Source organism: Nocardioides sp. NPDC051685, assembly GCF_044453405.1.
GTDB lineage: Bacteria > Actinomycetota > Actinomycetes > Propionibacteriales > Nocardioidaceae > Nocardioides.
This window is the reverse complement of record NZ_JBITCR010000001.1, coordinates 929,199-953,332: the sequence shown is the minus strand read 5'-3', so window position 1 is coordinate 953,332 and position 24,134 is coordinate 929,199. Positions and strand designations below refer to the sequence as shown.

Annotated in this window: 26 protein-coding genes; 13 read left to right on the top strand and 13 right to left on the bottom strand. The window is 69.0% G+C overall.

Translation table 11 applies throughout. The annotated features are described in order from the left end of the window. Nucleotides 1-148 precede the first annotated feature (148 nt). Nucleotides 149-1,456 carry a D-arabinono-1,4-lactone oxidase gene (locus ACIA03_RS04625; protein WP_396979698.1) on the bottom strand — a complete coding sequence of 436 codons (1,308 nt, stop codon included), beginning with the start codon at nt 1,454-1,456 and terminating at the stop codon, nt 149-151. Between the two features lie 116 nt (nt 1,457-1,572). Between ACIA03_RS04625 and ACIA03_RS04620 the strand changes: the two genes are divergently transcribed. After that, nucleotides 1,573-2,781 (top strand): amino acid deaminase/aldolase, encoded by a 1,209-nt coding sequence (locus ACIA03_RS04620; RefSeq protein WP_396979696.1) that lies wholly within the window; start codon nt 1,573-1,575, stop codon nt 2,779-2,781. Nucleotides 2,782-2,841: 60 nt separating this feature from the next. Here the strand turns inward: ACIA03_RS04620 and ACIA03_RS04615 are convergent, their stop codons facing one another. Beyond that, nucleotides 2,842-3,483: a TetR/AcrR family transcriptional regulator gene (locus tag ACIA03_RS04615; RefSeq protein WP_396979694.1), complete on the bottom strand. Its 642-nt coding sequence runs from the start codon at nt 3,481-3,483 to the stop codon at nt 2,842-2,844. A gap of 235 nt (nt 3,484-3,718) precedes the next feature. Beyond that, nucleotides 3,719-4,462: a GntR family transcriptional regulator gene (locus tag ACIA03_RS04610; RefSeq protein ID WP_396979692.1), complete on the bottom strand. Its 744-nt coding sequence runs from the start codon at nt 4,460-4,462 to the stop codon at nt 3,719-3,721. Nucleotides 4,463-4,522: 60 nt separating this feature from the next. Here ACIA03_RS04610 and ACIA03_RS04605 point away from each other — a divergent pair, with 60 nt between their 5' ends. Further along, nucleotides 4,523-5,614 (top strand): DUF1152 domain-containing protein, encoded by a 1,092-nt coding sequence (locus ACIA03_RS04605; protein ID WP_396979690.1) that lies wholly within the window; start codon nt 4,523-4,525, stop codon nt 5,612-5,614. A 17-nt stretch (nt 5,615-5,631) separates the two neighbouring features. On the opposite strand, the gene ACIA03_RS04600 is transcribed toward ACIA03_RS04605, so the two are convergent. After that, nucleotides 5,632-6,237, bottom strand: coding sequence for a TetR/AcrR family transcriptional regulator (locus ACIA03_RS04600; protein WP_396979688.1), 606 nt, complete (start codon nt 6,235-6,237; stop codon nt 5,632-5,634). A 97-nt stretch (nt 6,238-6,334) separates the two neighbouring features. Here ACIA03_RS04600 and ACIA03_RS04595 point away from each other — a divergent pair, with 97 nt between their 5' ends. Further along, nucleotides 6,335-7,558 (top strand): alanine racemase, encoded by a 1,224-nt coding sequence (locus ACIA03_RS04595; protein ID WP_396979686.1) that lies wholly within the window; start codon nt 6,335-6,337, stop codon nt 7,556-7,558. Nucleotides 7,559-7,562: 4 nt separating this feature from the next. Here the strand turns inward: ACIA03_RS04595 and ACIA03_RS04590 are convergent, their stop codons facing one another. Further along, nucleotides 7,563-8,465, bottom strand: a complete 903-nt coding sequence (locus ACIA03_RS04590; RefSeq protein ID WP_396979684.1) for an endonuclease/exonuclease/phosphatase family protein — start codon at nt 8,463-8,465, stop codon at nt 7,563-7,565. A gap of 81 nt (nt 8,466-8,546) precedes the next feature. Further along, the gene (locus ACIA03_RS04585; RefSeq protein WP_396979682.1) at nt 8,547-9,332 is read right to left on the bottom strand and encodes a hypothetical protein; all 786 of its coding nucleotides are present in this window, start codon (nt 9,330-9,332) and stop codon (nt 8,547-8,549) included. A 153-nt stretch (nt 9,333-9,485) separates the two neighbouring features. On the opposite strand from ACIA03_RS04585, the gene ACIA03_RS04580 reads away from it, so the two are divergent. Both ACIA03_RS04580 and ACIA03_RS04575 read left to right on the top strand, forming a co-directional pair. Continuing rightward, on the top strand, nt 9,486-10,274 hold the full coding sequence (locus ACIA03_RS04580) for a calcium-binding protein (RefSeq protein ID WP_396979680.1): 789 nt from the start codon (nt 9,486-9,488) through the stop codon (nt 10,272-10,274). After that, nucleotides 10,275-10,457 (top strand): hypothetical protein, encoded by a 183-nt coding sequence (locus tag ACIA03_RS04575; RefSeq protein WP_396979678.1) that lies wholly within the window; start codon nt 10,275-10,277, stop codon nt 10,455-10,457. It begins immediately after the preceding gene. Between the two features lie 87 nt (nt 10,458-10,544). Here the strand turns inward: ACIA03_RS04575 and ACIA03_RS04570 are convergent, their stop codons facing one another. Continuing rightward, on the bottom strand, nt 10,545-10,997 hold the full coding sequence (locus tag ACIA03_RS04570; RefSeq protein ID WP_396979676.1) for a carboxymuconolactone decarboxylase family protein: 453 nt from the start codon (nt 10,995-10,997) through the stop codon (nt 10,545-10,547). A 141-nt stretch (nt 10,998-11,138) separates the two neighbouring features. Between ACIA03_RS04570 and sigJ the strand changes: the two genes are divergently transcribed. After that, on the top strand, nt 11,139-12,020 hold the full coding sequence (sigJ, locus tag ACIA03_RS04565; protein WP_396979674.1) for an RNA polymerase sigma factor SigJ: 882 nt from the start codon (nt 11,139-11,141) through the stop codon (nt 12,018-12,020). Nucleotides 12,021-12,032: 12 nt separating this feature from the next. On the opposite strand, the gene ACIA03_RS04560 is transcribed toward sigJ, so the two are convergent. Both ACIA03_RS04560 and ACIA03_RS04555 read right to left on the bottom strand, forming a co-directional pair. Next, nucleotides 12,033-12,692 carry a maleylpyruvate isomerase family mycothiol-dependent enzyme gene (locus ACIA03_RS04560; protein ID WP_396979672.1) on the bottom strand — a complete coding sequence of 220 codons (660 nt, stop codon included), beginning with the start codon at nt 12,690-12,692 and terminating at the stop codon, nt 12,033-12,035. A 5-nt stretch (nt 12,693-12,697) separates the two neighbouring features. Further along, nucleotides 12,698-12,886 carry a hypothetical protein gene (locus tag ACIA03_RS04555; protein ID WP_396979670.1) on the bottom strand — a complete coding sequence of 63 codons (189 nt, stop codon included), beginning with the start codon at nt 12,884-12,886 and terminating at the stop codon, nt 12,698-12,700. A 151-nt stretch (nt 12,887-13,037) separates the two neighbouring features. Between ACIA03_RS04555 and ACIA03_RS04550 the strand changes: the two genes are divergently transcribed. Continuing rightward, nucleotides 13,038-13,811, top strand: coding sequence for an IclR family transcriptional regulator (locus ACIA03_RS04550; RefSeq protein WP_396979668.1), 774 nt, complete (start codon nt 13,038-13,040; stop codon nt 13,809-13,811). Between the two features lie 53 nt (nt 13,812-13,864). Beyond that, a complete protein-coding gene (locus ACIA03_RS04545; protein WP_396979666.1) occupies nt 13,865-14,659 on the top strand; it encodes a hypothetical protein in 795 nt (264 codons plus the stop codon). A gap of 11 nt (nt 14,660-14,670) precedes the next feature. On the opposite strand, the gene ACIA03_RS04540 is transcribed toward ACIA03_RS04545, so the two are convergent. Beyond that, nucleotides 14,671-15,564 carry a hypothetical protein gene (locus ACIA03_RS04540; protein ID WP_396979664.1) on the bottom strand — a complete coding sequence of 298 codons (894 nt, stop codon included), beginning with the start codon at nt 15,562-15,564 and terminating at the stop codon, nt 14,671-14,673. 384 nt (nt 15,565-15,948) lie between these two features. Between ACIA03_RS04540 and ACIA03_RS04535 the strand changes: the two genes are divergently transcribed. The 3 genes from ACIA03_RS04535 to ACIA03_RS04525 all read left to right on the top strand — a co-directional run bounded on the left by ACIA03_RS04535 (nt 15,949) and on the right by ACIA03_RS04525 (nt 18,962). After that, nucleotides 15,949-16,821, top strand: coding sequence for a S1 family peptidase (locus ACIA03_RS04535; protein ID WP_396979662.1), 873 nt, complete (start codon nt 15,949-15,951; stop codon nt 16,819-16,821). Nucleotides 16,822-16,987: 166 nt separating this feature from the next. Next, nucleotides 16,988-17,860 (top strand): S1 family peptidase, encoded by an 873-nt coding sequence (locus ACIA03_RS04530; RefSeq protein ID WP_396979660.1) that lies wholly within the window; start codon nt 16,988-16,990, stop codon nt 17,858-17,860. 241 nt (nt 17,861-18,101) lie between these two features. Next, entirely contained in the window at nt 18,102-18,962 is an 861-nt protein-coding gene (locus ACIA03_RS04525) for a S1 family peptidase (RefSeq protein WP_396979658.1), read from the top strand. Between the two features lie 53 nt (nt 18,963-19,015). Here the strand turns inward: ACIA03_RS04525 and ACIA03_RS04520 are convergent, their stop codons facing one another. Next, nucleotides 19,016-20,215 carry a glycosyltransferase gene (locus ACIA03_RS04520; protein ID WP_396979656.1) on the bottom strand — a complete coding sequence of 400 codons (1,200 nt, stop codon included), beginning with the start codon at nt 20,213-20,215 and terminating at the stop codon, nt 19,016-19,018. 349 nt (nt 20,216-20,564) lie between these two features. On the opposite strand from ACIA03_RS04520, the gene ACIA03_RS04515 reads away from it, so the two are divergent. Then, complete coding sequence (locus tag ACIA03_RS04515; protein ID WP_396979654.1) at nt 20,565-21,404, top strand: hypothetical protein; 840 nt, start codon at nt 20,565-20,567, stop codon at nt 21,402-21,404. On the opposite strand, the gene ACIA03_RS04510 is transcribed toward ACIA03_RS04515, so the two are convergent. After that, on the bottom strand, nt 21,388-22,284 hold the full coding sequence (locus tag ACIA03_RS04510) for a class I SAM-dependent methyltransferase (RefSeq protein WP_396979653.1): 897 nt from the start codon (nt 22,282-22,284) through the stop codon (nt 21,388-21,390). The genes ACIA03_RS04515 and ACIA03_RS04510 overlap by 17 nt on opposite strands. 34 nt (nt 22,285-22,318) lie before the next feature. On the opposite strand from ACIA03_RS04510, the gene ACIA03_RS04505 reads away from it, so the two are divergent. Beyond that, nucleotides 22,319-23,050: an oxidoreductase gene (locus ACIA03_RS04505; RefSeq protein ID WP_396979651.1), complete on the top strand. Its 732-nt coding sequence runs from the start codon at nt 22,319-22,321 to the stop codon at nt 23,048-23,050. Between the two features lie 260 nt (nt 23,051-23,310). On the opposite strand, the gene ACIA03_RS04500 is transcribed toward ACIA03_RS04505, so the two are convergent. Then, on the bottom strand, nt 23,311-24,105 hold the full coding sequence (locus ACIA03_RS04500; protein WP_396979649.1) for an HAD family hydrolase: 795 nt from the start codon (nt 24,103-24,105) through the stop codon (nt 23,311-23,313). Nucleotides 24,106-24,134 lie beyond the last annotated feature (29 nt).

The window sequence follows — 24,134 nt, the reverse complement described above, 5'->3', positions numbered from 1 at the left end:
CGAGTCGGCGCAACTCTCCCAGGATCCGGTGTCCACTCGGCGCGTCAGTCCCAGAGGCTTGGGACATTGGCGCCGACTCGGGTGCCGGAGATGGGACATTGGCGCCGACTCGGCGGCTCTGGGCGGGACAGTTGTGCCGAGTCGGCGGTCAGGAGCCGAGTATGTGCTCGAGGTGGGGGTTGCCGAAGGTGCGCGACGGGTCGAGCTTGTCGCGCAGCGCGACGAAGTCACCGAAGCGCGGATAGCGTTCGGCCAGGTCAGCGGCGGAAAGCGTGTGCATCTTGCCCCAGTGCGGGCGGCCGCCGGCCTCGGTGGCGATCCGCTCGAAGGCCGCGAAATACTCGGATCGCCACGGAGACGAGGGTGCGGTGTGGATGGCGATGTAGACGTTCTCGCGCTCGAATCCGGTGGACAGCGGGATGTCGTCGGCGCCCGCGACCCGCACCTCGACCGGGAAGGAGATGTTCCACGAGGACGCCTCGACCGCACGCTGCAGCGAGGCGAGGACCTCCATGCCGGCGGCGCGCGGGACGGCGTACTCGCTCTCCACGAACCGCACCCTCCGCTCCGAGGTGAAGACGCGGTAGGAGATGTCGGTGAACTCGCGCGGCGAGAGCGCGGAGGCGGCGAAGCGGGCCAGCGGCTTGACCAGGCGGGGGACGCGGAGACCGAGCTCGACGGTCGCCCCGAACGCGGTATTGGAGAGGAGTTCGTCGTCGATCCACCCGCGGACCCGGCCCACGGGCTCCAGCGGAGTCTCCGGCAGCGGCAATCGGGTGTTGTGCTTGGTCAGCACCCGGGTGGTGTGCGGGAACCAGTAGAACTCGAAGTGGTCGGTCTCCGACGCGTGCGAGTCGAAAGCGGCCATCACGTCGGCGAGCTCCCCGTTGCCCTCACGCGCATGCAGTGCGAAGAGCGGCTCGGTCTGGAGGGTGACCTCGACGATGATCCCGAGTGCGCCGAGCCCCACGCGGGCGAGGTCGAAGACCTCCGGATTCTCCGTCGCGGAGCAGGAGAGAACGGAGCCGTCGGCGAGGAGCAGCCGCAGGCCGCGTACCTGGGTCGCCAGGCCACCGAAGCGCGCTCCGGTTCCGTGGGTGCCGGTCGAGATCGCACCGGAGATGGACTGCTCCTCGATGTCACCGAGGTTCGTCATCGAGAGCCCGAGCGCCTCGAGGGCGCGGTTGAGGACCTTGAGGCGGGTGCCGCCGCGCACCGTCACGAGCCCGGTGGTCGAGTCGGCGCGGACGATCCCGGACAGCCGGTCCAGGCTGACCTGGACGTCGACCGGCGACCCGATCGCCGTGAATGAGTGGCCGGCGCCGATCGGCTTGACCCTCCGCCCGGCCTCGGCGGCGGCCACGACGACCGCGGCGAGCTCCGCCTCGTCGCGAGGCACGACGACCTCGATCGCCCCGGTCTGCTGGTTGCCCGCCCAGTTCTGCCACTCACCCACGCGGCAAGGGTGTCGGGTCGGAGCCGTCCGGTCAACAGATCCTTCGGACCGCGCGGCGGCACAGTTGGTCATCTGCCGTTGACGCGACTGCCACGCGGGGCATAAACACTTGGGTCGTGGTCACGACTTCCCACCATCTCTCCGCCCAGCAGCACGAGCGGCTCGACCGTGCGACCGCCGCTCTCGACGGCCCCGTCGGAGCCGTCGACCTGGAGGCGTTCGACGCCAACGCCGACGACCTCGTGCGCCGGGCCGCGGGCACCCCGATCCGAGTGGCCAGCAAGTCCGTACGCTGCCGGGCGCTGATCGACCGTGTGCTCGCCCGCGAGGGGTACGAGGGGATCCTCGCCTTCACCCTGGGCGAGGCGCTGTGGTTGGCCGAGACGCACTACGACGTCGTGGTCGGCTATCCGACCGTCGACCGGGCAACGCTCGCCGCCCTCGCGAAGGACGAGGAGAAGCTCGCCCGGATCACCCTGATGATCGACAGCGCGGAGGGGTTGTCGCTGGTCAAGGCCGCGATCGGCACCCCGGCCGCCCCCGTACGCGTGGCCATCGACCTGGACGCGGCGCTGGTCATCGCGCGCCGCATCTGGCTCGGCGCCCGCCGCTCCCCGGTCCGCACCCCCGAGGATGCCGTCGCGCTGGCCCGGATCATCGCCGAGGACCCTGACTTCCAGCTCGTCGGGCTGATGGCCTACGAGGGCCAGGTCGCCGGTACCGTCGACCGCCCGCTGAGCGGCAACCCGCCCGCGCCCGTGATCCGGCGGATGAAGAAGGCCTCGATCGCCGAGATCACCGAGCGCCGCGGGAGGATCGTCGCGGCCGTACGCTCCCTGACCGACCTCGAGTTCGTCAACGGCGGCGGCACCGGCTCGATCGAGTCCACCCACGCCGACCTCTCCGTGACCGAGATCGCCGCCGGCTCCGGCCTCTTCGGTCCGACCCTCTTCGACCGCTACGACGGCTTCACACCCCACCCGGCGGCGTACTTCGGGCTGAGCGTCGTCCGCCGTCCCGCCCCCGGCATCGTCACGGTCGCCGGCGGCGGCTGGATCGCCTCGGGTCCACCAGGACTCGACCGCGTCCCGAGCCCCACCTACCCCTTCGGCCTGTCGTACGTCAGCACCGAAGGTGCCGGGGAGGTCCAGACGCCGCTGCGTGGCCATGCCGCCGACGAGCTCGCGATCGGTGACAAGGTCTGGTTCCGCCATGCGAAGGCCGGCGAGGTCTGCGAGCGGCTCGACGTGCTCCAGCTGATCGAGGGCGACTCGATCATCACCGTCGCGCCGACCTACCGCGGCGAGGGCCAGACGTTCCTGTGACACGTGCGGTCGCCGACCCGCCACCTCGTGATGGGCCAGCGACCGGTTCGTGGCCTGCGGCTATTCGATAGCCCCGATCAGGTCGGCCGCTCGTGCGGCGGCGGCATCGATGCTGGTCTGGTCGGCCAGGCAGATCCGCAGACACGATGCGGCGACGATGGCCTCGATGCTCGGGGTGATGGAGTGTCCTTCGGAGCGCATTGCGATGACGACTTCGACCAAGCCCAGTAGCAATGTGCCCAGCAGGTTGCTGTCCGGTGTCATCCGTGCCTCCGGATGAGCCGCTGCGACCTGCGCCCCCAGTCGTGCGTACGCAGCCCCGAGCTCCTCGCGTGCGGAACCGAACGGCTCGAAGACCTCCTTGCGTTGCACCTCGGGCAGCCTGGCCAGCGCTCCGGCGTTGCGTGGCGCATCGGCGAGGGTGCGTACGTCGAGCATGACCAGCAGATACAGCAGGGCCTCGGGTGCGGCTTCGGTCTCGGCTCCGAGGATCTTGATCTTCTCGATCCTGTCGAGGGTGGGCCGGATGGATCGTTGGAGCAGCTCGGCAAGAATCGCGTCCTTACCGGCGGGGTAGTGGTAGTAGATCGAGGCTTGGCGAATCCCGACGGCCTCGGCGATGTCCCGGGTCGAGGTCGCTGCGAAGCCGCAGTCCACGAACAGGCCCGCGCAGACGTCGAGGATCTCCTCGCGTGGCTCCATGTCAGATCGTCGCCCGCCCGCTACGCGCGGAACGAGACGCGGGCGCCCTGCTTGGCGCGCGGTTGGTGACATGTGGGTCTCCTGGCGTGTCGAGACTGCGAGTAACGCTGAACTGGGTCAGCCGATCCTTCGTTCGTTGAACCGGAGCCCTGAACCAAGTGGTATATGCCACTTGTCACAGATTGGCATATACCACTTGGAATCGCAAGAGTGTTCCGCAAGCTCAATGTGGGAACTAGCTGAGGTCGTACCGCTGCTCGTAGGTCCAGCGATCCGGCGGATAGACCGCCTCCACGAACTCGATTGCGTGATCGTGCTGGTCATAGACGGTGTGCTCGACCACGAGGACCGGTGCGCTGTTGTCGGTCAGTCCGAGGTCCTCTGCGTCCGCGCCGGCCGCACGCGCGCATGTTCGGTCGCGGGCGTAGGTCCCGTGGCGGCCGGTCTGAGTCTCGACGTATGCCAGTGTCCCGGAGAGAATCCGCTCCTTGACGAGTAGCTGAGGAGCGGATGCCGTCAGTCCGGCGCTGAACCAGGATGTCGAGGTCTCGGCTCGGCGATCACCTTCCCAGGTGATGCGGCGCCGGCGGATGGCCGCACTTCCGGCCTCGAGCTGCAGTGCCCGTACGACGTGCTTCGGGGCCTCGGGGACGAGCTCGGCCGCCACGATCTCGGCGCGGGTGTCGTCGGCGTAGATCCGTCCAGACGTACGAGCCTTCCTGTAGCGCTCACTCGCTCGACGGTTGACCGCCAGGTCGGACACGAAGGTCCCCGAGCCCTGCACCGAGTGCACCAGGCCGAGTTCCCGAAGAAGCATCAGAGCCTTGGTTGCCGTCGGGCGCGAGACGCTGTAATCCGCAGCCACCGCGCGTTCGCTCGGGATCTCGTCCCCGGGGCGCAGCTCACCGCTGAGGATCCGGGCGCGAATCTGCTCCGCGATCTGACGGAACTTCGGTGATCCTTGTGCCTTGCTGCTCATCGCCACTTCGTCCAACTGGTGAATACCACTTGTGAACGGTAGCGCGTCTCCCGACCAAAGGTGAGAATCGAGAGCGTGCGGACTCTCTATGTGGCGGCTGGTGGGGGAGGCGACGCCGTCGGTACGTTGTTGGCTCGGCGCCTGCTGGAGTCGATCGGGGGTGAACCAGCCCTGATTTCGACCTGTGCGTGGGAGCGTCTCCGCATTGATCCTGTGCCAGGTCCACGATCTCGCAGCGACTTCGTTGGTCTTCGATCCGTCGGTGGAGTTCGAGCCGAGGTCGTGCCCACCAGCGACACCCTTCCTGCCGGCCGATCAGTGCTGCCCAGGTTGGCCGGGGATGTCGACGCCCGAATCTTCGTGCACGATTTCACCGGGGGTGCGGTGGGCCTAGCCGATCAGCTCCGAGCCCTGGCCAACTCGGTCGGTGCCGAGTCCCTCACCGTTGTCGACGTCGGCGGAGACGTTGTTGCACATGGTGGTGAGCGCGGGCTTCTCAGCCCGTTGGCGGACTCGTTGACCCTCGCAGCGAGTATCCGGACGGGGCTCTCCGTTCGGCTCGCGATCCTCGGTCCGGGAGTCGACGGAGAACTCACCGCAAACGACGTGACCAAGATTCTGAGGCACCTTCGAGCTGAGAGAATTGGCGTTGTGACGCCCGACGATGTGGCGGCACTTCACGATGTCCTTGTGTGGCATCCGACGGAGGCGACGACCCTTGCGGCAGCGGCCGCGCTCGGGCACCGAGGCGCCGTCGACATGCGGCGAGGTCTGGAGCCCGTGCCGTTGCTCGACGACAGCGCGGCCGTATGGGTCTTGGACTCTCCTGATCCGGCGAGCTTTCCCCTCGCATCGGCGCTGATGCAGACGCGCAGCCTCGTCAGCGCCGAGCGGATCATGCGAGACGTCGCCGTCGACGAGCTCGATTACGAACGTCGGCGAGCCACACAGCGCAACTCGCAGCCGCCGGCCGAGTCGACCTCCGTCGTCGTGGAAGCCAGCCGCCACCAAGGTGCAACGTTCATCACGACGCGCAGACTGCTGGAGACGGGGACAACCGATCTGCTCAGCCTTGAGACGGCGCGAGTCGATGGGCTCGGGCTGTGGGATCTCGATGAACTCGCAGCCAGTGCAGTGACAACCCGCCACTGACCGCCAAGCTCGGCCGGTCACTCGCCGAGCAGCTGGAACCAGCTGTGGGTGAGCAGCTCGCACATGCGCTCCTGGTCGACACCCCACATCCCGTCGGTCCAGCGCTGGAACACGTAGTCGAACTGTCCCATCGCCAGCGCGCCACGGAAGTGCCGGCTCTCGGCCTCGAACCGGCCGGCCTTGGCGAGCCCGGCGCTGATGTCGTCGATCGCCTGCTCGATCCAGGTGTCGATGCCCGCGCACAGGTCGGGGTCGATCGCCTGGGCGGCGCGGCAGATCTTGATGATCGGCTGCACCGTCGGCCAGTGAGCCGCGACGTCACGGATCCACGCGCCGAGGTGCTCGCGGGTGCCGTGCGCCACGGCGTCGATGAGTGCCAGGGCCGTCGTACAACCCTCGGGGGCCCGCGCGAGCTCCCCGTCGAGCCGCTCGGCGATCAGCGCCTTGACGATCTCCGACTTCGAGGGGAAGTAGGCGTAGAAGGTCACCCGTGTCGTGCCCGCCGCGGAGGCGATCTCGTCGATCGTCGTGGCTGCGTAGCCGCTGGCGACGAACCGCTCCATCGCCGCGTCCAGGAGGAGGCGGCGGGTCATCTCCCTCTGGGCTGTCCGGCGGCTTGCCATGGCGTCACGATATGCGACGCCGAGAACGCCGCGGCGATTTCCAAGTTTTCTCGAAACCCGATGCCGGGCAGGTGGGCCGTCGGTAGGTTCGGTCCCGATGGACGATCACGTGACCTGGGCTGACAAGGGCTTCTGGGAGCCGGGCGAAGCCGCCGATCTCACCACGTACGCTGCCTCCGGCCGCAACCTCTTCGACGGCTCGTTCACCTGGCCGGTGATGGTGCTCAAGAAGGGCGCGTTGGAGCACAACATCGCGACCCTCGCGGAGTTCGCCGAGGAGCACGGCCTGCTGCTGGCGCCGCACGGCAAGACCACGATGGCGCCCTCGCTCTACCAGCGGCAGCTGGACGCGGGGGCGTGGGCGATCACGGTCGCCACGCCGAGCCAGGCGCTGGTCGCCCGCCATGCCGGCGTACGCCGGGTCCTGGTCGCCAACGAGATCCTCGACCACAGCGCGCTGAGCTGGGTCGCCTCGGAGCGTGCGGCCGATCCCGAGTTCCTCCACCTGCACTGGGTCGACTCGATCGAGGGAGTCGAGGCGGCGGCCGAGGCCTCGGCCCTGGTGGGTGTCGCGGACCGACCGCTGGCGGTGCTGATCGACCTGGGCTTCCCCGGCGGTCGCACCGGCTGCCGCTCCGTCGAGGAGGCGGTCGAGCTCGCCCGACTGGTGGACTCCACTCCCGGCGTACTCCTGGCCGGCGTGGCCGGCTACGAGGGCGGACTGGGGACGGTCGAGGCCGTCGGCGACTATTTCGACCGGCTCAAGGAGCTCGCCTCGACACTGTTCACCAAGGGCCTGGTCGCTGCCGACGCCATCGTCTCCGCAGGTGGGAGTGCCTTCTTCGACGTCCTCGCCGAGCGCTGGTCCACGGGCTGGCCGGACGGGATGACGCCTCGCAAGGTGCTGCGCAGCGGTGCGTACGTCACCCACGACCACAGCCTCTATGCCGAGGAGACGCCCTACAACCGCATCGAGGGCACTCTCGACCCGGCCATCGAGGTCTGGGCCCAGGTGGTCTCGGCGCCCGAGGAGGGGCTGGTCATCGTGGGCATGGGCAGGCGGGACGCGCCCTACGACAGCGGCATGCCCGTCCCGCTCGCAGTGCGGCGCAACGGGTTCGGCGGCGCGGAGCCGTTCGAGGGCACCGTCGAGAAGATGGGCGACCAGCACGGCTTCCTGCGCACCGATGCCGGACTGCGGCCGGGTGACCTGGTCAGCTTCGGGATCTCGCACCCGTGCACGGCGTTCGACAAGTGGCGGCTGATCCCGGTCGTCGACCTCGACTACACCGTGACCGAGCTGGTCCGGACGTACTTCTGAGGGATCAGGCGATGCCGGAGAGCCGCACCCGGAGCTGGTAGAACGCGCCGTGGTCGGTGGCCCGCCGGGCCGACGGGCCGGAGTAGACCTGGTAGCGGTCGGGACGCAGCGACGGGCTGAGGAAGGCCTGGTCGATCGGCGCCCGGCGCCCGGTGGCGCACTCCTCGTGCTCCGCGAGCGGGCTCACCAGGCCGGTCCCGGGTGAGGTCAGGGCACACAGGATGTCGTTGCGCTGGTTGAAGTCGCCGGCGACGACCATCGGCACCTCGGCGCGCGCGACCACGTCCCTGACGATCTGGGCGTTCACGTCGCGCCACTTCTTCTGCCGGGGAGCCGACGGGATGCTCGCCGGGAAGTGGACGGGAAGGACCCCGACCCGCTGCCCCGAGGAACGCTCCTCGAGCACGACCACCGGCGAGGTCACGCGGGCTCCGTGGCGGTAGTACATGGTCACCGTGTCCGCGCTGACCAGCCGGAAGACCGAGCGGCGGTAGAAGACCCCGTCGTCGGTGGCGTCGGGCGTAGAGACGAGCGCATACTCCCGGCCGAACGACTCGAAGGCCTCCCGCTGCGGCGCCTCCACCTCGGCGAGCACGCCGAAATCGACCACCGTACGCCGCAGGTGCCCGACCACGATCCGCATCCGCGGCACGCCGTCGAGCCGGCCGGCGGCAGCGCCCCCGGGTGCGGTGTGGTGGTCGGCCCAGGCGTTGAGCCAGGCGAAGCGCTGGAAGCCGGGCTGCACCGGTGCCGCCTGGGTGACCTCGACGGTCGGGCCGGCGGCGGCGGTCGTCGGGACGAGGAAGCTCAGGGCGGCGCCGAGGACGCCGCAGAGCGCGACTGCAGGCACCGAAGCGCGTAGCAACGCCGCCCGGCTGGGGCCCGAGGCGAAGAGTCTGGGGGACACGCCTACCGACGGTATGAGTCCGCCGTGTGCGCTGAACCAAACGCTTTCGAATACTCAGAAACCTCGGGTGAACCTGCGGGTCTACAGGTCCATGAAGATCAGAGCGCCCGCGATGTCGGCGGTGCCGTAGTGGAGGAAATCGTCGACGGTCGTCTCCGGCACGCCCTTCTGCGCGGTCACGAAACCCACGACGACCGCCTTGGAGGAGTCCTTCGCGACCCACTTCCCGATCACGTCGTCCTGGACGAGGCTGCCGGTGGGCAGGTCGATGTCGGTCTCCTTCACCGACTCCGCGGCCGCCGTCGCCTTCGCCTCGCTGTCGAAGACGTAGATGACCCGGAGCATCCGGAGCTTCCCGCCCTCGGCGTCGTGGATCCCCATCGCTGCGTAACGACAGCCCTTGCGGTCCAGCGCCGCCGACGCGATCGGCCCGCAGTCCGGATAGTCCTGGGCGGCCACGTACGTCGCGTTCATGCTCACGTCGCCGAGCTTGAACCTCCAGTCACCCTCGAAGAGCTCCGCGGCCAGTCCTCCGGGGGCAGGGGCCGCGGACGACGGGTCCGGCGAGGTGGTCGGCGTCGCGGTCACCGTCACCGGACCGGGCCGGGTGGTGGGGTCCTCGGCGCCGCGGAGGATGACGATCGCCGCAGTGATGATCACGCCGATCACCAGCACCCCGGCGATCGCGCCGAGCCCGATCACGATCGGCCACGGGTTGTGCGGCTTCTCCGGTGGCGGTGGTCCTCCGGCGTCGAACGAACTTTCGTTCGGCGTCCATCCGGGCTGCGTGCCGAGGTCCGGCGCCGGAGGCATCGCACCGTAGCCGTCCGGCTGCGACGGTGGTGGCGGTGGTGTCGGTGTCGTCATCAGTCCCTTGCCCGAGTAAAGAATCTCGTGGGAGAAGCGTTCCCACGCGGTTCCACGATTCTCTCGTACGTCCCAACCGCCGCTGCTACCTTCAGCGATGCGCCGACGGGTGGGCGCCGTCTCGGTCACTCACGTCTCCGCAAAAGGATCCCCATGCGCCCCCGCTTGGCCACCTACGTCATCTCTGGTCTGCTTCTCGTTCCGGCCCTCGCTCTTTCCGAGGGGCACGCCTCTGCGGCGCCGACCTGCCACGGCGTTGCCGTCACCGTCGACCTGGGCAAGGGGCAATCGGCCACCTCGGGACGTGATGTCATCCTCGGCACGAGCGGTGACGACACGATTTACGCCATGAGCGGTGACGACCTGGTCTGCGCACTGGGCGGCGACGACACCATCGTCGGGGCCGACGGCTCCGACCGGATGTACGGCGGCAGCGGTGCTGACAACATCTCGGCGAGCCTGGGTGCGGACCTGCTCGACGGCGGGCCTGGCAACGACGTCTTGAACGCGTCCGTCGGCAAGGACGTCATCCGTCCGGGCACCGGCAACGACCGCATCGACGGTGGTTCGGGCGCTCAGGATCGAGTGACCTATGCCGGTCATGTCCGAGGCGTACAGGTCTCGCTCGCCACCCGAGCCGCACAGGCCACGGGTGCAGGCAAGGACTCGTTCATCGGGGTGGAGGCGATCACGGGAACGGCGTACGCCGACACCCTGATCGGAGACATCGACGAGAACTACTTCTACGGTGGCCGAGGCGCTGACAAGCTCTACGGAGGCGGCGAGAACGACTGGTTGCACGGCGACAGCGGCAACGACCATCTCTACGGCGGCGACTACGCCGATCATCTGTGGGGCGGGTCCGGATCGGACCACCTGTATGGCGGCACCGGAAGCGATGCGCTCTACGGCGGCTCCGGCACCGACTATGTGAGCCAGTAGATGGAAACCAAGTGGAAGGTCCTCATCGTCGTCGGCGCGGTGCTGGCGATCTGGGTGATCCTCGAACTGCTCGGGTTCATGGCCGACGTGGTTCTCGGGGGTGTCCTGAGGAGCTATCCGGTGGCCTTGGCGATCGTTGCGCTGGCCGTCGGCTACCTGCTCGGCCGCGACAGCAACCGGTAGTCCCGAAATTAGTTCGGGACGTTCCGGTCCCTATACCCGCGGGTAATGGACCAGAACGTCCCGGACTACCTCGTCACACCGTCTCGGTCACGGAGCGACGGGGTAGTGGCTGGAGATCGCGATGCGGTTCCACGTGTTGATCGAGATCGCGACCAGGGTCAGCGCGGCGATCTGCTTGGCGTCGAGGATGCTCTCGACGTCGACCTTGGGGGCAGGCGCGTTGTGGAGTTCGCCGATGCGGGTGATCTGCTCGGCGATGGTGAGGGCGGCCTGCTCCTCGGGCGTGAAGTACTGCGACTCCCACCAGGCGGCCACGACGGCGAGGCGGTCGGTCGTCTCGCCGTTCTTGAGGGCGTCCTGGGTGTGCATCCGCAGGCAGAAGGCGCAGCCGTTGATCTGGGAGGCGCGGAGCTTGACGAGGTCGACGGCGAGCCGGTCGAGGCCGGCGACGGTGATGGCCTCCTCGACCGCCTCCTCGACGGCCATCTGGGCCTTGTACGCAGCGGGGAACAGCTTGGTCACGTTGACGTTGGCGAGCATCGGGGTCCTTCGGTTCTGGCCCGCCACTGCGCGGGCACTCGCACTGCTTGACGAGACGTCGAGAACGAATGTGAGGTCACGGCCTCACATTCGCGCTGTCTGCCTCGTCACACTGAGCGAGCGCGAGAGAAAGGTGCCACGATGCCTGACATGGACGACCTGGGCGAGGTGATGGTCGAGCGTCGTCGCCTGATCGCGCTCGCCTACCGACTGCTCGGCACGGTCGAGGAGGCCGAGGACGCGGTCCAGGAGACCTACCTGCGCTGGTATCGCCTCTCCGACGACGAGCGGGCCGCCATCGACAACCCGTCCGGCTGGCTGAGCCGCGTCACCAGCCGGGTCTGCCTCGACGTGCTCAAGTCGGCCCGCTCCCGCCGGGAGAGGTACGTCGGCCCCTGGCTGCCCGAGCCGGTCCGGCCGGGTCTCCTCGTCGGACCCGAGGATCCGGCCGACCGGGCGACCCTGGACGACACGGTGAGCACCGCGCTGCTGGTCGTGCTCGACGCGATGACGCCGGCGGAGCGGGTCGCGTTCGTGCTCCATGACATCTTCGCGGTCCCATTCGGCGAGATCGCCGGGGTGGTCGGTCGCTCCCCGGCCGCGGTGCGTCAGCTCGCCGCCTCGGCGCGCCGCCGGGTCGCCGAGCATCGTGCGGACGTCGCCCCGCCGCCCGAGCACGACGACGTCGTCCGCGCCTTCGTATCGGCCACCGCCGGGGGAGACCTCGGCCGGCTGGTGACCCTGCTGGACCCGTCGGTCACGCTCCGTTCCGACGGCGGCGGCCGGGTCAGCGCGGCCCGCAACCCGATCGAGGGAGCGGAGAAGGTGGCCCGGTTCCTGCTCGGCGTGCTCACGAAGCGGCCGACCTGGACGATCCGCACCGAGGCCACCGCCGACGGTCTCGGGTTCACGCTCGTCGAGGACGGCGCTCACCGAGGCGTCGCCAACCTCCGGGTTGCCGGCGGCCGGGTCACCGACGTCTGGATCGTGCTCAACCCGGACAAGCTCGCCCGCTGGAGCTGATCCCAGGCATCGTCACAGCCACGGCCCGAGCTCCGGCGCGGCGACGAGGCCGTGCGGCCGTCCGGCGAGCCAGGCGGCGACGTCGGGCAGCGAGCCCTCGACGCCGCGCAGGTCGTCGTCGGAGAGCCCCCGCTTCGTACGGATCTCGTCGGCGAGGGCGAGCAGGAAGTCGTCGGGGAGGTCGGCGAAGGTGATCCCGACGCCGAGGTCGACGGCGTGGACGAAGAGCTCGCGGGCGCGCATCCAGGGGACGTCGGAGGCCTTGCGGGTGACGAGCTGCGCGGTGATGATCTCGTGCTCCCACTGCTCGGCGCTCAGCCGGCCCATGGCCGCTTCGAGCTCGCCGGCGCTGCGGTGATACCACGCGCGGAGCTCGTCGGCCGGCCGTGTCGCGGCTGCCTTGATGTCGGCGTTGCGCTGCTCGGTGGAGGCGTACATCCGCTTCTCCACGCCGGTCTCGGCCCAGGAGATCAGGTTGCCGAGGGCGTCGGCGTTGGCGGCGACGTGGCCGAGCAGGTGCTTGCGGGTCCAGCCCGGCAGCTGGGAGTCGTCGTCGAAGGCCGCCACGTCGAGACCCTCGATGGCGCCGGTCAGCAGGGCCGTGCCCTCGGTGACCCAGCGGCGGGCGTCGTCGAACGTACGCGTCGGGGTGGTGCCGATCAGGAGGCTCATCGCGTTCAGCCCTTCACGATCGTGTTGGTGAGGGTGCCGATCCCCTCGACGGTGATCTCGACGGACTCGCCGCCCCACAGGAACTCCTGCGGCGCCCGGGCGTGCCCGACCCCGCAGCCCAGGTCCACGTGCTGGTCCCCGTCGAGCCTGACCGCGTGGGTTCCCGCGGCCGTACGGATGGTGGTGAGCTTCATCGTCTGGTGTTCCTCACTTGTCGATCCGGGTGTGGTCGGGACGCACCGCCTCGAAGGCGTGGCCATTGTCACAGCGTCGCCCCCAGCTCGGTCAATCTCCTGCGGCGGCGAGCGATCGGTGCCAGGTTTGGTGTGATCAGGAAGAGGTGGGATGGACAAGCCGCTCAAGACCCGGCCCCCGTACGCGATCACCAGCGTCGACCACGCACTCAAGCTGGCGACGATCCTTCAGCTCGAAGGCCGTTTGACCGTCTCGGAGGCAGCGGCTCGGCTCGACGTTGCCCGCTCCACCGCCCACCGGCTGCTCGCGATGCTGGTCTACCGCGACTTCGCGGTCCAGGACGAGGACAAGGTCTACCGGGCCGGACCGGTGCTGGAGCTGGCCGCCCACTCGCGCTCGACCGCCTCACGGCTCCGCCAGGTGGCGCTGCCGCACCTGCAGCGCCTGGTCGACCTGCTCGGCGAGTCCGCCAACGTCGCCGTACGCGCCGGTGACACCTGCCGGTTCATCGCCTCGGTCGAGTCTCCCCAGTCGCTCAAGGTCGGCTCCCGCGAGGGCATGGTCTTCCCGGCCCACCGCACCACCGCCGGTCTCCTGCTCCTGGCCCAGATCTCCGACGACGAGCTCGCCTCGATCTACTCCCGGGAGAGGTACGCCGATCACCTGGCCGATCGCCCGGACCTGGACGCGCTGCGTACCGAGCTCGAGCGCGTACGCCGCAACGGCTTCGCCTTCAACGACGGCCGCTCCGAGCGTGGTGTGATCGCGGTCGGCGTCCCCGTCCGTGGCGCCGGGGGCGACGTCGTCGCCGGGATGTCGATCTCCATGCCCAGCGTCCGCTACGACAAGGAGTCGCTGCCGAGCGTCGTCGCGACCCTGATGTCCGGTGCTGCGGCTCTGGAGCGTGACCTGAGTCAAGGGTGATCTGCGTCAAGTTACCCCCGGTAGCATCGGTTGGCGAGTTACCGTGGAGGTCGATGAGCGACAATCCGCCCTCCAGCGACACCCCAGCAACGAAACCGATCGACTGGCTGGCGACCACAGCCGGTGCCCTCGCAGCCGTCACCTCCGCGCTGCTGCTCTCCACGCTCGGTGCCGTCGGCACCCTCGTCGGGGCAGCGATCGGCAGCGTCGCGGCCACGATCGGCTCCAACCTCTACTCGCAGTGGCTCGCCAAGACCCACCAGAAGGTGACCAGCGTCCAGGCGCTGGCCCGGTGGCGTTCGGCCGGGCTCGCCGGCGTACGGAACGGCTCGATGTCGACGGCCGAGGCAGCAGATGACGCCGCGGCGGCGGAGAGCGGCGAAGCGGAGCCGACGCCGCCCTGGCGCGAGCGCCTCAAGACACTGCCCTGGAAGCGGATCGCGCTGCTGTCGCTGGCGATGTTCGTGGTCGTGATCGCCGTGATCACGACCTTCGAGCTGCTGGCCGGACGCAGCGTCAGCTCGATCGTGGGTGGCGGGAACGGCGGCACGACGATCTCCGGTGTGACCGGGGGCGGTTCGGACAAGGGCGACGAGGGGCGGAGCGAGGATCCCTCGACGGGCGCCACCGCAACGCCGGAGGAGTCGGCGAGCGCGAGCACCGAGCCCTCGGAGAGCACCGAGCCGTCGGAGTCGGCCACGACGGAGGAGCCCAGCGCCGAGCCGTCGTCCTCGACCGGGTCGAGCGCTTCGCCCACGGCGCAGCCGAGCGAGAGCGGCAGCGCGTCGAGCGAGCCTTCGCCCACGGCCCCGACGTCATCGGCCGTAGGGGACGAGCCCACTCCCTGAGCCAGGGGCACTCACATCCGGAAGAGGATCTCCGCGCCGAGGTCGGTGTTGCCGTAGGAGGTGTACTCCTTGCCCTTGGCCACGGTGATGGCGTCGTTGGCCGTGACCATCGTGTAGACGACGTACTTGCCGTAGTCCTTCACCTTGAACCAGCCCTGCGTGTAGCCGGGCAGGGAGGCTTCCTCGGGTGGGATCACGTGCTTGGGCTCGATCTTCGCGGCGGCCTTCTCGGCGTCCTCGACGGTGCTGAAGTCGTAGATGAAGTGGGTCATCCGCAAGTTGCCCTGCTGAGCCTTGTAGGAGACCCGGACGGCGTAGTCGCAGCCGATGTCGCGGATCGCGCGCCGAAGCGTCGCCTTGCAGCCGGAGTAGTCCTTGCCGCTGAGGTAGCGGGCCTTCAGCGTGACCTCGCCGTAGGTGAACTTCCAGGGGCGCGGGACGTCGGCCTTGGAGAGGTGTTCGGGGCCGATCGTCGAACGCGAGGTGGCGCCGTCGCTCGGGTCGGTCGGCGAGCTCGTCCCGGGCCAGCCGCTGGCCTCGCCGCCGACGTCGGAGGTCCCACCGCCCGCCCCCGCCGACTCGCTCGGTCCCGTGCTCGTGGAGGTGGTTTCGCTCGCCGTCGGCGCCCCGGCGGTCGTGGCCGCGTCGTCCTCGCGGGTGAAGAGGGCGTAGACGACGACCCCGCACACGACCACGAGCGCGAGGGAGGCGGCGATGGTCAGCACCTGGCGCAGCGCGCCGCCGTGCCCGGCTCGCTCCTTGCGGGCGTTGAAGGCAGGCCGGTCGCCGATCTCCTCGGAGAGCCCGATCAGGCGCTCGTTGTAGTCGAACGGCGCAGGCTGCTTCTGCGGCTCCTCGTCAGGCGCGCCCGAACCGGGGGAGCCTGGGGGCGGCGGATACGGCATGGGGTTTGTCTACCATCTATCAACGGTCGCCACGCCGAAGGTGTGGAAGACGGACGATTTCCATCCGAATCTCCCGCTCGAGCAGCGAGATGAACAGGGATACCCACCGTACGCGGCCCACGGCGCGGGCACCTACAACTTGGCCATGCTTACCCAATCCTCTTCGACCGGCCGAGCGCCGGAAACCCTGCGGTCGTCGCGTGTTGCTGCAGTGCAGAAGTCCGAAGAACGAGTCTTTGCAATGCAGATTCTTGGGGAATCGAATGTGATGCGGGGTGGCGGAAAGAACACGAAACTCAGTTACCCGTTCCCGGTAAGCCGCGAAACCCGTGGTTCCGGGGGCGGAGCCCGCAATGAGCGGGCCTTTCCCCCAGGAGGAGACGTATGAGGTTCGAACGCACCACCTTCCGTCCCCGCACGCTCGCCGCGCTCGTCGCGGGTGTGGGTCTCGCGGCCTCCGCCGCAGTCGCCGTCCCGGCAGCCGCCGCGGACGCCGAGTTCAGCAAGGCCGAGGTCGCGTCGGTCAAGTCGGCTGTCGCCGAGTCCGCCCCGGTCGGCTCGTCGTGGTACACCGACCCGGCCACCAACAAGGTCGTGATCACGGTCGACGAGACCGTCTCCGACTCGGCGATCGCCGAGGTGAAGAAGGCCGCGGCCGAGAAGACGAGCCAGGGCGACCAGGCCGTGACCGTCAAGCACACCAAGGGCGAGTTCACCCCGCTCATCGGCGCTGGTGACGCCATCTACGGGGGCGGCTACCGCTGCTCCCTCGGCTTCAACGTCAAGGTCGGCGGCGCCGACTACTTCCTGACTGCGGGCCACTGCACCAACGACGTCTCGACCTGGTACGCCAACTCGTCCCAGACCACGCTGCTCGGCTCGACCGCGGGCTCGAGCTTCCCGGGCAACGACTACGGCATCGTCCGCTACAACTCGACCATCACCAAGACCGGTGGCTTCACCGCGGGCACCGCCCGGGTCGGCCAGAGCGTCACCCGTGACGGCTCCACCACCGGTGTCCACACCGGCACCGTGACGGCGGTCAACGCGAGCGTCCGTTACGCCGAGGGCACCGTCAGCGGTCTGATCCAGACCAACGTGTGCGCCGAGCCCGGTGACTCCGGCGGTGCGCTCTACTCCGGTTCGACCGCGCTCGGTCTCACCTCCGGCGGGTCGGGCAACTGCACCACCGGCGGCACGACCTTCTTCCAGCCGGTGACCGAGGCGCTCAGCGTGTACGGCGCCACCATCTACTGATCAATCACAGGTACGCCGCGGGGTGAGGTGGTTTGGGCCACTTTGCTCCGCGGCGTACGAAATCTCGTCGAACTACGAAAGTTTTTTGCCAACGACTGGCCGATGAGGCATCTACAACGACATACTCACTGTGGTCGTGTTCGGGCACATCGCGGTGGAGGAACGTATGAGGTTCACCAGGTCACGTAACCGTCTGCTCGCTGCAGCGGTCGGTCTAGGACTCGCGGCCGGCGCCGCGGCCATGCCGGCGGTCGCCGCCCCTCCGGATGAGAAGCGCAGCGCCAGGGCGCTCGCGGCCGTCTACTCCGCCGTCGATGCCGCGGTCAACAGGTCCGCGCTGTCCGGCATCGCGTGGTACACCGACGAGGCCACCGGCAAGGTGGTCGTGACCGCCGACTCCACCGTCCCCTCGGGCGCACTGAGCAGGCTGACCGACGCCGTCGGCGCCGATGCCGACGCGATCACCCTCAAGCGTGCCGAGGGCGAGTTCAAGCCGTTCCTCGGCCCTGGCGACGCCATCCACGGGGACGGCTACCGCTGCTCGCTCGGCTTCAACGTACGCAGCAACGGGACCAACTACTTCCTCACCGCCGGTCACTGCGCCGAGGAGGTGGAGACGTGGTACACCAACTCCGATCAGACGACCCGGATCGGACCGACCGTCAAGTCGAGCTTCCCGGGCAACGACTACGCCCTGGTGCGCTACGCCAACAGCTCGTTGAGCCACCAGGGTGGCTACAGCGTCGGCGACGCCCGGGTCGGCCAGCGCGTCACCCGCGACGGCTCGACCACCGGTGCGCACTCCGGCGAGGTCGAGGCGCTCGACGTCTCGGTCCGCTACCGCGGGTCCGGCACGGTGCGCGGGATGATCCAGACCGACATCTGCGCCGAGTCGGGCGACTCCGGTGGCCCGCTCTACGCGGGCTCGACCGCCCTCGGGATCACCTCGGGCGGGACCGGCGACTGCTCCTCGGGTGGCACCACCTTCTACCAGCCCGTCCGCGAAGCTCTGAACGCGTACGACGTGAACATCTACTGAGACAGGTGGATGCCTCTCGCCGAGGCACGGAAGGACCGAAAATGGGGCGAAGTGGTCTGAACCACTTCGCCCCATTGGGTAATGATTTCGTGGTAACGGTGAAATTTTCTTCCTTGGCATGGCCGCCCCGCTGACCCGCCGACATACTCCCGAGAAGGTCGTGCTCGGGCACATCGCGGTGGTCGGGCACTCCTGGCGCCCGCAACCACGCGGGTTCCTGGTCGTTTCGTAGGAGGAACGCATGAGGTTCACCACGTCCCGCACCCGCCTGGCCGCAGTCCTGGCCGGTCTTGGCCTGGCAGCCACCGCTGCCACCATGCCCGCCGTCGCCGCGCCAGCCCACAAGCAGTTCAGCCCGAAGGCGCTGGCTGCCGTCAACTCCGCCGTCGACAAGTCGGCCGTGTCCGGCATCGCCTGGTACACCGACGAAGCCACCGGCAAGGTGGTCGTCACCGCCGACTCCACCGTCTCGAAGGCGGAGCTCGCCAAGGTCACCAAGGCCGCCGGCGCCAACGCCGACGCGCTCACGATCAAGCGTTCCGCAGGCAAGTTCACGACGCTGCTCGCCGCCGGCGACGCGATCTACGGCTCGGGCTACCGCTGCTCGTTGGGATTCAACGTGCAGAGTGGCAGCAGCTACTACTTCATCACCGCCGGTCACTGCGGTGACGTGGTCCCGACCTGGTACGCCAACTCGGCCCAGTCCACCCTGATCGGCCCGACGGTCTCCTCGAGCTTCCCGGGCAACGACTACGCCCTGGTCCGCTACGACAACGCCTCGCTCTCGCACCCCGGCGGCTTCACGGTCGCCGACGCGTACGTCGGGGAGAAGGTCACCCGTGACGGCTCCACCACGGGCATCCACACCGGCACCGTCCAGGCGCTCAACGTCACCGTTCGCTACCAGGGCTCTGGCCGGGTCAGCGGCCTGATCCAGACCAATGTGTGCGCCGAGCCGGGCGACTCCGGCGGCGCGCTCTACGACGGCACGAAGGCCCTCGGCATCACCTCGGGCGGTTCCGGCAACTGCACCACGGGCGGAACGACCTTCTTCCAGCCTGTTCGTGAGGCCGTCAACGCCTATGGCGTGACCGTCTACTGAGCCACACTTTCCGCTGGTCGAGTCCCGTTCCCGGGGCTCGACCAGCGGTCGTTTCAGACCGCGACCGGGATCAGGGCTGAGTCCGCCGACTCGTTGATGAGCCGGGCGTACGCGTCGAAGAGCCGCTGCTCGGAGAGGCGCTGCCGGTTGCGGAAGATGCGCTCGAAGTGCTCCTCGCGCTGGGCGAAGGCGGCCTTCCAGGACTCGGCCATCTCGGCCGGGTCGAAGGTCGCCACCAGGCGCGGGTCGCCGACCATCGCCGGAGCGTCGCCGACGGGCGTGGTCACCGGGACCGCGCCGCAGGCCATCCCCTCGAGCAGGCACAGCGGGGCGGCCTCGCCGAACGCCGAGGTGAGCGTGATCAGGTCGGCGGCGTTGTAGAGCGGCGCCATCTGGCTCTGGATCCCGAGCGCGTGCAGGTTGGTCTCCAGGGCCGGCCAGGCGCCGAGCTCCTCGGTGATCAGCTGGGCGAAGGCCGGGTTGTCGGCGGTCATCCCGGCGCCGCACATCACGAGGTGGGCGTCGGGGTGCTCCTGGACGAAGCGGCGCGCAGCCCGGACGAAGAGCGGGATGTTCTTCATCTCGTCGAAGCGGGCCGCGATCATCACGACCGGCTCCTCGCCGCTCACGCCTAGCTCGGCGCGCTTGCTCGCGCGCAGCTCGGCATCGGTGCGGAACTTGTGGAGGTCGACCCCGTTGGGGAAGACCGGCAGCCGCTCCAGTGGGATCCCGGTCGCCTCGTGATAGGCCAGCTGGGTCGACTCCGCGCAGCAGACCGCCGCGGTCAGCAACCCGGCCCGGTCGAGGTCGATGAGCTCCTGTACGCCGGCTCCCTGGTGCTCCGGGTCGGAGCGGTGCAGGCAGGTGATCAGCGGGGTGCCCGACGTGCCGACCCGGCCCAGCACCGTGAGCGGCTGCTCCTTGAGGGAGAGCACCACGTCGGCCTTCGCCACCGACTGCGCCACCCGCTTGAGCTGGCTGGCGGTGATGGGGCCCGTCGGCGTACGCCTCAAGGCTCTCACCGGCACACCGGCCGCGGTCAGTCGCCGGTAGGAGTTGTCGGAGGAGATCCGCTGGGCGGTGAACTCGCGCTGCACACGGTCGCTGAGGCTCAGCACGCTGTGTTGCTGCGGTGTGGTCGCGTCGAGTGCGCGGACGACTGCGGTGTGCAGGATCCGGGCGCCACCGGCGAAGAATCCTTCGTACAGGGAGAGGACGGCGGGGCCGTCCTCGAGGTATGCCACGGTAGACATGTCGACCTCACTTTTCCGCAGAGGCATCGCCCGAGCGGTGATGGTGGTGGGGCTACGGCAGAGATTTGCGGCTTCGTCCGGACGCTAACGCGTCCGTGGGCGCTTCCCAAGACATCGTCGGCTCGGGGCGAAGGATTTCACTTGATGGTCATCTTCACGCGCGCATCGTAGGGAGAGGCGGAGGATTTATCGAAACCGGCGGGCATCCGGAGTCGATTTACGTTATCTGATGTGGTGTGCGTCACGCTATGCGTTCACCGAGATTGCTCGGCGAACGGTTGGAGCGGGTCTCGGACGCGCTGCCGGATAGGGCCCCGTGGGCGGCCGGATCCCGCTACCTTCGGGGAGTATGACCGAGGTGACGACGTACCGCTATGTCCGTTTCGCGCTGTGCTGTCTGCTCGCCGGGCTGGCGATCTCGGTGGGCGCTCAGACGATCGCGAGCGGCGAGTGGGAGACCTCCATCTCGTCCTACTACTACACCGCGGCGGGCCCGGTCTTCACGGCGGTGCTCTGCGCGCTGGGCGTGTGTCTGGTGGTGCTGCGGGGCTACACCGACGCGGAGGACACCGCGCTCAATCTCGCCGGGCTCTCGGCGCCGATGGTCGGCTTCGTGCCGACCCCGGAGATCGGGCAGCAGATCGACAAGGCGGCCATCGTCAACAACGCCTGGAGCTATCTGGCGGTGATGGCGATCGGCTGGGTGGTCGTGCTGATCTTCGGCCTCCGCAAGCGCGCCGCCGCCGGGGCCTGGCCGTCGCGCTGGGGGCTGATCGGCCTGGTCTCGGTCGCCGGGGCGTGGGTCGTCGGCGTCGGCTGGCTGCTGATCGACCAGGAGAGCTTCGCGACCAAGGCGCACGGGCTGGCGGCGATCTTCACCTTCACGCCGTTCGCGCTGGCGGTCGTGCTCAACACCGACTGGGGCGTGCGGAAGATCGCGCGGGAGGCCGACAAGGCGCGTACGCGGCTCGACAAGACCTACTGGGCCCTGGTGCTGGCGATGGTGGTGCTGCTGGGCGCCGGCATCGTGCTGGGTCTGACCGGCTGGACCTACTGGCTCCTGGCGACCGAGGTCTCGCTGCTGGCCTGCTTCGCGATCTTCTGGGTCATCCAGAGCTTCGACCTGATGGACCCGGAGCGCGACGCCGCCACCACGCGTCCGCGAGACCCGCTCACCGGAAGTCGATGAGCAGGTCGTCGTCGCCGTTCTCGGGGTCGGTCACGACCCGGGGGAGGCGTACGGCGGTGTCGGTGCGCTTGGCCAGCGGCACCGACGGCTCCTCGTCGGCCTCGTGCCCACCGGTGGTCGAGCCTGTCGAGACCACCGGGGCGTGGGGGAGCACCTGCGCGCGCCAGGCACGGCAGTTGTAGGGCAGCTGCATGCCGTCCATGCCGCGGCCGTAGTCGTCGTAGAAGGCCAGCACCTCGCGGCGCTTGTGGTCCTGGGCCTCGGGTCTGAGGACCGCGATGTTGGAACGCGACAGGACCAGGTCCTGGATCGAGTGGCGGTCGACGACCTGCCAGTGCCGGAAGGTCTGCGCCTCGACGGCCGAGAACATCCCGGAGTCGTCGAGGATCGGGTTCGGGTCGAAGCCATTGTCGTGCGTGCCGATCAGCCTGCCGAGCTTGCGCACCCAGGGGATCCGCTCGTCACGCTCGTTCTGGATCACGGCGAGCCGTCCGTCGGTCCTGAGGACGCGGCCGATCTCCGCCAGCGCCTTGGCGTGGTCGAACCAGTGGAACGCCTGGCCGACGACGACCACGTCGTAGAGGCCGTCCCCGGTCGGGATCTGCTCGGCGGTGCCGCTGGTGGCGCGTACGTCCGGGAGCTTCTCGGAGAGGATGTCGAGCATCGCGTCGTCCGGGTCGGTCGCGAAGACGTCGTGGCCGAGCTGCACGAGGACCTCGGTGAGCTTGCCGGTGCCGGCGCCGAGCTCGAGAACGCTCACCGGTTCGTCGCCGACCAGCCACTTCACCGCATCGGCCGGGTAGGACGGGCGCCCGCGGTCATAGCTGTCCGCCACGCTTCCGAAGGAGCGTGCCGGGTCGGGGTTCGCTGGGTCCGTCATCTCGGTCAGGGTAACGCGCGCTTAAGGTTGACGCGTGAAGGACGATCCGCTTGCCCGGTTGGTGTCGCTCGAAGGTGTGGCCTCGGGCTTCGCCGCAGCTCGTGACGGCATCGACGTGATGCTGCGTGACCGGGGACTGCGGCGTACGTCTCCGGAGACGACCGCCGAGTCGCTGCTGCGCGGGGCGCACGCCTCTGCTGTGCTGGAGGGGTCCTCGTCGTCCCTGGGCGAGGTCCGTGCCTCCGGCGGGGACGCGATCGCGCAGGACGCGGTGCGGCTCTCGACCGAGCTGCTCTCGCTGGTGCCGGTGGTGAAGCAGGCGCCGTTGCAGGCGTTCGCGCGGCTGCACGCGCTGGCGGCCGGGGCGTCGCTGGACGCCGAGGAGCTGGGCCGTCCGCGGTCGGCCGAGTCGGCCGAGCGGTTGCGGCGTCTCTCCGATCTGCTGCTCGCGCCGACGTCCGCGCCGGCGCTGGTCGTGGCGGCGTTCGTGCACGCCGATCTGGCGACCGCGGCTCCGTTCGCCTCCCACAACGGGATGGTCGCGCGTGCCGCAGAGCGGCTCATCCTGGTCGCGCGCGGGGTGGACGAGAAGTCCCTGGTCGTGCCCGAGGCCGGCCATCTGGCGCTGCGCGCCGCCTACGAGTCGAACCTGCGCGGCTTCCGCGAGGGCGGTCAGGCGGGCGCGCACTCGTGGCTGCTCTATGCGGCCGAGGCGTACGCCGCCGGGGCCGAGGCATCGCCGCTGCGCCTGAACGCGGCCGAATAAAGTGGTGGCACCCGGTGGGTTGTGAGCACCGGATGCCACCGTGTCCACGAGGCTTTCTGGTTACCAAGCGTGCAAGGTCTGGTCACTGCGTCGGGATGTCTCCCCGGCTACAGCACCCCATCAGATGGGTGGATCGCCGCGTGGGTGCCTGGCCTCGTGTACGTCTTGTTACGTGTTCGTTTCTACGCTGATCGGCGGCCAGATTCAAGGCTGGAATTTCTGCAGGATGAGGAGGATCATGTCGCTCCTGCAGAATCGCGTCAGGCGCCGAGGCGACGGCGCTTCGTGCCCGCCCAGATGACGCCGCCGGCGATCGCCACGGCACCCCCGACGGCCAGCGCGGCCAGGGTCGGCGTGGACGGCGTGAGCACCCGGCTGCGCAGGGCGACCGGCTTGTTGAAGACCAGGATGTCCCAGCCGCGCTCCTTGGCGACCTTGCGGAGGTCCTTGTCGGGATTGACCGCGAACGCGTGACCGACCTCCTCCAGCATGGGGAGGTCGGTGACGGAGTCGGAGTAGGCGTACGACTGTTCCAGGTCGTACCCGAACCGCTCGGCCAGCTGCTGGACCGCGCGGGCCTTCTCCTCGCGGTAGGCGTAGAGGGCGATCTCGCCGGTGTAGCGGCCGTCCTCGATCTTCATCTGCGTGGCGACGACGTGGTCGGCGCCGAGCATCGCCCCGATCGGTTCGACCAGCTCGGTGCCGGAGGCGGAGACGATGATGACGTCGTGGCCCTGGGCGTGGTGCTGCTCGATGAGCTGCACGGCCTCCTCGTAGACGAGCGGGTCGACCACGTTGTGGAGGGTGTCGGCGACGATCTCCTTGACGGTCGCCACGTCCCATCCGGTGACCATCTCGGAGAGCGCCTTGCGCATCTTCTCCATCTGGTCGTGGTCGGCACCGCCGACGACGTAGACGAACTGCGTGTAGGCCGAGCGGATCATGGCCGCGCGGGTGATCAGGCCGCCGGCCTGGAAGTGCTTGGAGAACGCAAGCGTGCTCGACCTCGCGATGATCGTCTTGTCGAGATCGAAGAACGCAGCGATGCGTGTCATGGGCACATGGTAGACGGCCCTTGGGCGGG

What these genes read in the sequence shown, in the direction of transcription:
- ACIA03_RS04580 (WP_396979680.1), top strand. Translation starts at nt 9,486, where the DNA reads ATGCGCCCCCGCTTGGCCACCTACGTCATCTCTGGTCTGCTTCTCGTT.
- ACIA03_RS04560 (WP_396979672.1), bottom strand. Translation starts at nt 12,692, where the DNA reads ATGAGCCTCCTGATCGGCACCACCCCGACGCGTACGTTCGACGACGCC.
- ACIA03_RS04570 (WP_396979676.1), bottom strand. Translation starts at nt 10,997, where the DNA reads ATGCTCGCCAACGTCAACGTGACCAAGCTGTTCCCCGCTGCGTACAAG.
- ACIA03_RS04550 (WP_396979668.1), top strand. Translation starts at nt 13,038, where the DNA reads ATGGACAAGCCGCTCAAGACCCGGCCCCCGTACGCGATCACCAGCGTC.
- ACIA03_RS04615 (WP_396979694.1), bottom strand. Translation starts at nt 3,483, where the DNA reads ATGGAGCCACGCGAGGAGATCCTCGACGTCTGCGCGGGCCTGTTCGTG.
- ACIA03_RS04575 (WP_396979678.1), top strand. Translation starts at nt 10,275, where the DNA reads ATGGAAACCAAGTGGAAGGTCCTCATCGTCGTCGGCGCGGTGCTGGCG.
- ACIA03_RS04540 (WP_396979664.1), bottom strand. Translation starts at nt 15,564, where the DNA reads ATGCCGTATCCGCCGCCCCCAGGCTCCCCCGGTTCGGGCGCGCCTGAC.
- ACIA03_RS04555 (WP_396979670.1), bottom strand. Translation starts at nt 12,886, where the DNA reads ATGAAGCTCACCACCATCCGTACGGCCGCGGGAACCCACGCGGTCAGG.
- ACIA03_RS04525 (WP_396979658.1), top strand. Translation starts at nt 18,102, where the DNA reads ATGAGGTTCACCACGTCCCGCACCCGCCTGGCCGCAGTCCTGGCCGGT.
- ACIA03_RS04510 (WP_396979653.1), bottom strand. Translation starts at nt 22,284, where the DNA reads ATGACGGACCCAGCGAACCCCGACCCGGCACGCTCCTTCGGAAGCGTG.
- ACIA03_RS04520 (WP_396979656.1), bottom strand. Translation starts at nt 20,215, where the DNA reads ATGTCTACCGTGGCATACCTCGAGGACGGCCCCGCCGTCCTCTCCCTG.
- ACIA03_RS04500 (WP_396979649.1), bottom strand. Translation starts at nt 24,105, where the DNA reads ATGACACGCATCGCTGCGTTCTTCGATCTCGACAAGACGATCATCGCG.
- ACIA03_RS04530 (WP_396979660.1), top strand. Translation starts at nt 16,988, where the DNA reads ATGAGGTTCACCAGGTCACGTAACCGTCTGCTCGCTGCAGCGGTCGGT.
- ACIA03_RS04585 (WP_396979682.1), bottom strand. Translation starts at nt 9,332, where the DNA reads ATGACGACACCGACACCACCGCCACCACCGTCGCAGCCGGACGGCTAC.
- sigJ (WP_396979674.1), top strand. Translation starts at nt 11,139, where the DNA reads ATGCCTGACATGGACGACCTGGGCGAGGTGATGGTCGAGCGTCGTCGC.
- ACIA03_RS04600 (WP_396979688.1), bottom strand. Translation starts at nt 6,237, where the DNA reads ATGGCAAGCCGCCGGACAGCCCAGAGGGAGATGACCCGCCGCCTCCTC.
- ACIA03_RS04595 (WP_396979686.1), top strand. Translation starts at nt 6,335, where the DNA reads ATGGACGATCACGTGACCTGGGCTGACAAGGGCTTCTGGGAGCCGGGC.
- ACIA03_RS04515 (WP_396979654.1), top strand. Translation starts at nt 20,565, where the DNA reads ATGACCGAGGTGACGACGTACCGCTATGTCCGTTTCGCGCTGTGCTGT.
- ACIA03_RS04545 (WP_396979666.1), top strand. Translation starts at nt 13,865, where the DNA reads ATGAGCGACAATCCGCCCTCCAGCGACACCCCAGCAACGAAACCGATC.
- ACIA03_RS04610 (WP_396979692.1), bottom strand. Translation starts at nt 4,462, where the DNA reads ATGAGCAGCAAGGCACAAGGATCACCGAAGTTCCGTCAGATCGCGGAG.
- ACIA03_RS04535 (WP_396979662.1), top strand. Translation starts at nt 15,949, where the DNA reads ATGAGGTTCGAACGCACCACCTTCCGTCCCCGCACGCTCGCCGCGCTC.